Below are 8,095 nucleotides of genomic sequence, written 5' to 3' on the forward strand. Positions count from 1 at the left end.
TAGTATCAACTGCTGGGATAACAAGAAAAGGCTACTTGGATGACGGGAAAAGGAGGTATTGGGATGACGGGAAAAAGAGGTGCTGAGATGACAAAAAAGCTACTTGTAGGTAACACTATAAAGTGACATTAGATTCCGCGTCAAGCATTCTGCACCGTTCACCTGCATTTCTCCTAAAAACTCCCTACCATAAATTGGCCATGCAAGAGATCTATTTAGTGACAAAATTAATGCTTTTTTAATTTTAATGGTTTATATTCTAGCTCTAAATAACGATAACGAATATTTTAAATGGGAGATGCTTTTTGATGTCAACAGAACTTTCTAAGGGCAATGATAAAAATAAACAATTTTTCATGCAAATTGCTGCTTGGCTAGTAGACAATACCGCTTTAACTTTTAATCAAATAGCGCAATGTTGTAAGTTAGCTCTTGAAGAAGTGCAGAATATAGCTGACGAGGAAATAGATGCTGAAAGATTTAATCCTATTATTTCTGGAATAATAACTGAAAAAGAAATTGACAATTGTAAAAAAAATCCAAATCGTATCCCAAGTTTGATCGCAAAAAATGTAAAAAAAAGGAGTAAATCAATCAGCAACACTTCTGGCCTTGCTTCTCCGGCAAGGCGTAGAGATAAACCTAATGCGATTTATTATTTAATAAAGAAGTTTCCTATTTTGGACAACAATGTTATAGCTAAATTGATTAGTACAACAAATTATACAGTGGAGCAGGTAAGGGATGGGTCTCACTATAATATGCAAAATATAAAACCTCAAGATCCTGTACTGCTCGGTCTATGCAGTCAAGAAAATTTAGAAACAGAAATAGAAAAAGCAAAAATAAAGGAAGAGAAACAAGAAAGGTTAAGAAATATAAAGGAAAATTATTAAAGTCTCTAAAACTATTTATCTATTTTCACGTCTTATTAACATTGAATTAACTTGACTTGTCAGTATTTACTGGTATAATGGCAGGTAAAGTATGTAGCTTAATAGCAATTAAGTTTAATACTTCCTAAAGATTAGCTTAGCCTAATTATTATCTTGTAGTCACATTTTAGGTTAGTAAGCATCAATTAAAATTTTTGGAGGACTATGGTAACAATCAATGAAGATGTTTTAGCAAAGGAAAAGATTGCAGCTAAATTAGAATCAGCAAAAACAAGTAAGCAAATTTCCAACGACGATATGGTAAAACAAACAATAAATGAAGGTGTAAAAGAAAACAGAAAAGTACTAGATCTGAGTGAACTAAGAAAAAAAACAGCAGAAGAATTATTGGATCTAGCTGAGGAAAGGAAAATTTCAACTAATGGTAAAGGTAATGGCAGAATGCTGAAACAGGAGATGATATTCAGCTTAATGAAGAAAATGAGCGAAGAAGGAGGCGCTACTACAGGAAGCGGAATAGTAGAAATATTACCTGATGGTTTCGGTTTTTTACGTTCAGCAAGTGCTAATTATGCTCCGAGTACTGACGATGTGTATATTTCCAATGGACAGATAAAAAAGTTCAATTTACGCACAGGGGACATGGTATGTGGAGAAATCGGGCCACCTAGTGATAAGGAAAGATATTTTACTTTAACTAAGGTTCAAAGTATAAACTCTACCGAAGTAAGTGAACTGAGGAAATACGTCCACTTTGACAACTTGCTTCCTCTTTACCCCGAAGAAAGGTTGATTCTTGAAAACAACAGCTGTGTAGATAACAAAAAAGATATAAGTATGCGAGCTGCGGATATAGTTGCGCCTCTTGGAAAAGGACAAAGAGCATTAATAGTTGCTCCACCCCGAACAGGAAAAACGATATTGCTCCAGCAAATGGCTCATTCTATAGCTACAAACCATCCAGAAATAGAATTAATAGTATTGCTTATAGATGAAAGACCTGAAGAAGTGACAGATATGATGCGTTCTGTAAAGGGCGAGGTAGTGAGTTCCACATTCGATGAGCCTGCTTACCGCCATGTACAGCTTGCTGAAATAGTAATAGAAAAAGCTAAAAGAATGGTTGAGCATAAAAAGGATGTTGTAATTTTGCTTGACTCTATAACCCGTCTTGCACGCGCTTATAATGCAGTCATTCCTTCATCTGGAAAAGTTCTAACTGGTGGTGTAGATTCAAATGCGCTGCAGAGACCAAAACGCTTTTTCGGAGCGGCTCGCAACATTGAAAATGGTGGTTCTTTGACAATAATTGCTACTGCTCTTGTAGAAACTGGTTCAAAAATGGATGAAGTTATTTTTGAAGAATTTAAAGGTACGGGTAATGCTGAGGTTATACTTGATAGAAAACTTGCTGATAAGCGAATATTTCCAGCTATTGATATTACAAAATCTGGAACTAGAAAAGAGGAACTATTAATTGATAAGGCTATACTGAATAAAATATGGGTGTTGCGTAGGATACTTAATCCTATGGGATCTGTTGAAGCAATGGAGTTTTTACGCGATAAGTTGCTTTTAACAAAGAGTAATGCTGACTTTTTTAACTCTATGAACAATTAAATGTCAACGTCAGGGGGCAAAGTTTTTTGCCCCTCCAGTGAGATAAAATTTAGGAATTCAATTTTAGCTTCTCACTTAAAATCAAATTCACAACATCAGGGCTAGCTTTTCCTTTTGTAAGTTTCATGACTTCGCCAACAAAGAATCCGTACAATTTTGCTTTACCGCTTCTGTATTCTTGAACTTTATCTTGGTTGTTATTAATGATTTCGTCGATAACTTCAGATATTTGACCTTTATCGGTTATTTGCTTTAGATCCTGCTCTTCTATAATTAAAGACGCTGATTTGCTAGTTTCAAACATAATATCAAAAACTTGCTTGCCAAGTTTAGCAGAGATTATCCCATCAACGATGAAATCCAAGAGCTCGGACAAGGCATTTGCTTTAACCGGAGAGTTCACAATATCAATACCTGCTTTATTCAAACGGCCAAAAAGTTCTACAGTTAACCAAGTAACGGCAAGCTTTGAATCGTGCTTTTTTACCAACTCTTCAAAATAATCAGCAATTGCTTTATCGGAAGTGATGACTTCTGCATCATATTCGTTAATACCTAGCTCTTTAATGTATCGTAGCTTCTTTTGGTCTGGCAACTCAGGCAAAGATGACTTGATAAAATCAATTTTGTCCTGGCTTATTTCAACAGGTAACAAATCAGGCTCAGGAAAATATCTGTAATCGCTTGCATCTTCTTTATTTCGCATTACCTTTGTTTTTCCCAAAGCAACATCAAACAGTAAGGTATCTTGACTTATTTCTCTCCCACTCTCCAAAATTTCAATCTGCCTTTGTATTTCATAATCTATAGCCTGCATAATATAACGTATTGAATTTAGGTTTTTTATTTCACAACGAGTGCCAAATGTGCTGCTGCCTTTTGGGTGCACAGAAACATTTGCATCACAACGAAGTGATCCCTTTTCCATATCACCATCACATGAGCCAATGTAACGTAAAATCTGCCTCAATTTTTTCATAAATTCTGCAGCTTCTGCAGATGACCGAAGGTCCGGCTTTGAAACAATTTCCATTAAAGCAACTCCTACGCGGTTTAAATCCACATAAGTTTTGCTCTTTTCATGAATGCTCTTTCCTGAATCTTGCTCTAGATGAATTCTAGCAATTCTTATTTCTTTTTCATTATTGTTGATAAACACTCTACCGTTCCTAACTATCGGCTCAAAGAACTGAGTTATCTGATAACCTTGCGGTAAGTCAGGATAAAAATAGTTTTTCCGATCGAAGTAAGAACACTTATTAATTTCCGCAGAAAGTGCAAGGCCGGTACGTATTGCCTGCTCTATAGAGCAGTAATTTAGTATTGGCAATGTGCCAGGCATTGCCGCATCAATCAGGGAAACTTGAGTGTTATGTTCAGCACCAAACTTAGCTGATGAACTGGAAAATAGCTTTGCCTTAGAAGAAACCTGAGCGTGCACTTCAAGCCCAATTATCGCTTCCCAATTCTCCTTTGTCATGCGTTCAATCCAAGTGATAATTTCAATATTCTGCAAAATTAGCACAAAAAGTCAAAACAAAACTCATGTTTTTATACCTTTATCTTAACTTTTTAACCTGCGATTTAAGAGCAGTGTGCACCAAGAATGCAAAAATTACTTGACAAATTCTTTCAATCCCCTTATCATAACACTAGAGGTATCTTTAGCCTGTACAGATTAACTAACAAAAAACTCAATGTAATTGGCATCTTATGTTTAATTTTTTGTACTATGTGCACCGTATGTCTTTATGAAACTTCCGTTTTTTTACCTATATGAGCTGGAACGCGCTTATAAGTCGTTTAAGACATCAAAAACGCCAATATTATAAGATAGATAGTGAATAACTAGCTACCCGGGGTTTCTTGCCTTTTTTTCTGCTTAGTGGGTTTCTTAAATGTTTATGGCTAAGGTAGTTGCATTAAAAAGCAGCTAAGTCGCGCTTATTAAGCATTTATGATAAAAAAACGCCAACATTTCGATACAAAAATAAATAATTAGCTGCCATGGGGCTTTTTTTATTTAGTAAATTTTTAAAATATTTATTAATAAAGTAGTATCTTGAATCCCAGTGCGAGCTACTTGAAAACATCATTATTAAGGTAACATTGAAACACCATTTGCTGTGAAAGCAAATGGGTTACATTACACTTTAAAGCCCAGGCTGTTGGCCAGTACCATTCAAAATAGAGATATCGTAGAGCTTAGTAGATATAACTATTGCAAGCGCAGGCAGTTAAAGTGAATAACAGACTAAAGCTGTAGTAAGTGCAGTAACAACGCCAATAGCAATTGCAATTTTTCGTTTTCTAGAAAATATTGGCGGATTTTTTGCCTCTTCCTGAAAGTAAACATCAGAATTAATAAGAAGACGTTCCCTTGCCGTTTTCTCACTAGTATCATTTATTGTCTCATCTCTTTTTTCTTTATCAGCATTACTTTCCGCTTTTTTTGTATCATGCTGTTTTATAGTACCTTTACCAGGCTCTTTTTGTGCAACATGCTGTTTTGTTATATTACCTTCCTCTTTTTTTGTTTTAGCTAGTATACTGCTAACTCTGGGTCTACCCCAAAGCTCTTACTTTATAGCACTCGAATTCTTGTCAATATGTTTAAGTACCCCCACATTAGTTCCTTTTGTGGATTATAAAGTGGTTCTTCTGGTCGAGCTTTAATTAAGAATGTTCTGGAAATGCAATAGCAATTTCGTTGAATAAATCAAAATATTTAGGAGGATTACCATCAGCCCCAATAACAGGCCACCCTATTCCATGGGAAAACTTTTCTTAATCTCACCTTCAACAATAGTACCTTTAACGACAATTTCTATGCCTGATCTTCCAAGTATTTTAGGTATTGCTTGGCTACATACTTGAATACCTTTTATGCTAATTACGTTATTTTCTCTTATAATTTCAGTGAGGAACTTAAGGTCCTTATTTTGCTATAGTAATTCGAGTAACTTTCCATGGTATTTTCTTTGAGGATTTTTGTTCTTCTAAAGATTGTTGCATAGAATTTGCCAACTCTCTATTCATGGAAAAAGTACTAAGACTTCGGCTTTCAATGAGGCCCTTAGGAGTATTACAACTCTTATTTTCAATATGAATATTTGCGCCATGTTTTACAAAAAGCTCTACTAGTTTTAAGCTTTGCCCTTTCAAATAAGCTGGTGAACTTTCAAACACCCTAATAGATGGTCAACAAGTTGGTGTAAGGGTGTATTTCCTCCGTTATCTCTTTTATTAATATCTCTTCTACTTTTCAGTAGAAACTTTATTGTTTCCACGTTAAAACCTACATTACAAAACATACAAGTTACATGTAATGAAAAGTTCATTCACAAAAATCCACTGTGTCTGAATTTGCTCCTTTTTCCAACAACAGCTTTACTACTTCCTTATTTTTATTTCCTGCAGTACCAATAGCATCATGTAATGGAGTATTGCTAGGGAATATCTTGTATATTAGGGGCAGCTCCTTTATTTAATAAGTACTGAACCACTGATATACATGGCATATCTCTACATTGAATGGCAATATGTGGCAACGTTGTTTCTACAAACCTTTTTTGCAGTGTTTTGTAATTTGAACTTAAAATTTATGTTAAAACGATCACTTTTCCACTCTTCGTACACAGTAGGAAACTCTTTCTCTAATTCCTTTTTTATCTCTTCAATGATTTTAATTAAGTTACCTTGATTAGAATTGGAATCACTAATTAACTTTGCAAATATACCTCTAGATTTCTTAAGTTAAGATGGTGAGCTATACTACTCTAACACTAGAATAAAATTATTTAATTATACAATAAAGCTAAAGAAAGTCATATCGCTGCTTTGTAATGAATTTTATCAGTAGCCGCTAGTTTTTTTTAGTTGCCGTGAAACAAAAAAGCCACTCCAATGTCAGCTACCGGGAATGACAAAAAAGGGAGGCGCCGTCATGACGCCTTTGGATGATTACGTAAAATGCTCCTTCACATAGTTATCAATAATTGTTTTGAATTCTCCAAGGATGTTACTGCCTTGTAAAGTCTTAAAGTATTTGCCGTCTTTATAAACTGCTGAAACTGGCTTTTCTCCATATCCAGGTAAGCTGATCCCTAAATTTGCGTGTTTACTTTCTCCAGGGCCATTTACGATGCATCCCATAACAGCAATACTCATATGCTTCACACCTGGATTTTGTTTCTTCCAGGCCGGCATGCGAATTTTTATGTAATCATTTACTTCTTCAGTTAATACCCGAAAACGATCACTATTTGTGCGCCCACATCCAGGACATGAGCTGACTTGAGGATTAAAGTAGCGCAAACCTATAGACTGCAATATTTCTTGACACGCTATTACCTCACTGATTCTCGATTCTCCAGGGCGTTGAGTCAAAGAAGCACGTATCGTGTCTCCAATACCATTTTGTAATAAGTAAGTAAGCCCTGCCGTGGTATTTATCACGCCTTTGTTGCCCATACCAGCTTCAGTTAAGCCCAAGTGCAAAGCATAATTGGAGGATTTTGCGAGCGCTGTGTAAACTGAGATTAAATCTTGCACTCTACTAACCTTACACGAAATGATTATTTTATCTGAGCTGAGGCCAATTTCTTCAGCCTTCTGTGCACTGCTCAGAGCTGACATTACAAGTGCCTTGCGCAATACAACATCAGAAGGTTTTGGATTACTAGATAAGGAGTTCTCATCCATTAGTTTTTGTAAAAGGTACTTATCAAGGCTACCCCAATTTACTCCAATTCTAATCGGAATGTCGTGCTTTATTGCATACTCTATAACCCTTTCAAATTTTTCATCACGTTTGTCGCCAAAGCCTATATTGCCTGGATTTATCCTAATTTTACCCAGCATCTTAATGTTGTGTGGATAATCCTGAATCAGCCTGTCAAGCTCATATTGCCCACAGCCCACCAACATCTTACTGTCAAAACCTCCTTTATTTACCTCTTCTACTATATAAGGTATTGCTTTTGCTACTTCCTCTGAACTCAAAGCAATTCTCACCAACTCCGAACTCGCATGAGCTAATTCTATTACTTCTTTTGCATATTGTTTAGCACTGCTTTTTATGTTGCCAGGATTTATTTGTACACCAAGTGCCATGGATTGAACAACTATAGGATTATTTCCACCTATTTTCACTTGTCCAACTTTTACAGTACGAGTCTTATGTCGAGAGGTAGGTTCATCACTCAAGTTATAATCTACCAAGTCCTCATTCAACATATCATTAACAACTAACCTATTTTGCTGTATCAGCTATACTTCCAAATGAATCCGAACCGTTTAAGCTGTGCTGCGTCATGTTATTTAGATCGGCAATGGAATCACGTGAGCACATTTTTTTTGATGGAGTGTCTTTTATAGTAATATCTGTAGGGGAGATTTTTTTCTCTCGTGTTGTAGTAGCCTTTTTTCCTTCCTGTCGTTTACTTTCAAGTTGCTCACCCTCATATTGAGCTTGATCTATGAATACAGCTCCTTTCAGGCGGGTGATGTTGATGCCATGCCGATTTACCATAGCATCCTCTTCATCTTCGACTATACAAGCTTCTATATCACTTGAT

At 35.8% G+C, this 8,095-nt stretch carries 6 protein-coding genes and 1 pseudogene; 2 read left to right on the forward strand and 5 right to left on the reverse strand.

All coding sequences use genetic code 11. The features are described 5' to 3' along the window. The first annotated feature begins 308 nt into the window (after positions 1–308). Together IHO40_RS04515 and rho are read left to right on the forward strand one after the other, a co-directional pair. Positions 309–896, forward strand: a complete 588-nt coding sequence (locus IHO40_RS04515) for a cell cycle transcriptional regulator TrcR (protein ID WP_225536962.1) — start codon at positions 309–311, stop codon at positions 894–896. A 204-nt stretch (positions 897–1,100) separates the two neighbouring features. Continuing rightward, positions 1,101–2,516: a transcription termination factor Rho gene (rho, locus tag IHO40_RS04520; RefSeq protein ID WP_225536963.1), complete on the forward strand. Its 1,416-nt coding sequence runs from the start codon at positions 1,101–1,103 to the stop codon at positions 2,514–2,516. Positions 2,517–2,565: 49 nt separating this feature from the next. Here rho and gatB read toward each other — a convergent pair whose 3' ends face one another. The 5 genes and pseudogenes from gatB to IHO40_RS04545 form a co-directional block, all read right to left on the reverse strand. Next, a complete protein-coding gene (gene gatB / locus IHO40_RS04525) occupies positions 2,566–3,996 on the reverse strand; it encodes an Asp-tRNA(Asn)/Glu-tRNA(Gln) amidotransferase subunit GatB (protein ID WP_225536968.1) in 1,431 nt (476 codons plus the stop codon). 1,681 nt (positions 3,997–5,677) lie between these two features. Next, the gene (locus tag IHO40_RS06115) at positions 5,678–5,857 is read right to left on the reverse strand and encodes an ankyrin repeat domain-containing protein (RefSeq protein WP_368666774.1); all 180 of its coding nucleotides are present in this window, start codon (positions 5,855–5,857) and stop codon (positions 5,678–5,680) included. Continuing rightward, positions 5,854–6,003, reverse strand: coding sequence for an ankyrin repeat domain-containing protein (locus IHO40_RS06120; RefSeq protein ID WP_368666775.1), 150 nt, complete (start codon positions 6,001–6,003; stop codon positions 5,854–5,856). The genes IHO40_RS06115 and IHO40_RS06120 overlap by 4 nt, the downstream gene beginning before the upstream one ends. A 476-nt stretch (positions 6,004–6,479) precedes the next feature. Continuing rightward, entirely contained in the window at positions 6,480–7,754 is a 1,275-nt protein-coding gene (ispG, locus tag IHO40_RS04540) for a flavodoxin-dependent (E)-4-hydroxy-3-methylbut-2-enyl-diphosphate synthase (protein ID WP_225536964.1), read from the reverse strand. A gap of 16 nt (positions 7,755–7,770) precedes the next feature. Further along, positions 7,771–8,095 (reverse strand): annotated as a pseudogene (locus IHO40_RS04545) (TRP75-related protein); the annotation flags it as partial.

The sequence above is a fragment of the Wolbachia endosymbiont of Mansonella ozzardi genome (genome assembly GCF_020278625.1).
Classification (GTDB): Bacteria; Pseudomonadota; Alphaproteobacteria; order Rickettsiales; family Anaplasmataceae; genus Wolbachia.

Coding starts and splice junctions, on each gene's coding strand:
- gatB (WP_225536968.1), bottom strand. CDS start 3,996: ATGACAAAGGAGAATTGGGAAGCGATAATTGGGCTTGAAGTGCACGCT.
- IHO40_RS04515 (WP_225536962.1), top strand. CDS start 309: ATGTCAACAGAACTTTCTAAGGGCAATGATAAAAATAAACAATTTTTC.
- rho (WP_225536963.1), top strand. CDS start 1,101: ATGGTAACAATCAATGAAGATGTTTTAGCAAAGGAAAAGATTGCAGCT.
- ispG (WP_225536964.1), bottom strand. CDS start 7,754: ATGTTGAATGAGGACTTGGTAGATTATAACTTGAGTGATGAACCTACC.
- IHO40_RS06115 (WP_368666774.1), bottom strand. CDS start 5,857: ATGAACTTTTCATTACATGTAACTTGTATGTTTTGTAATGTAGGTTTT.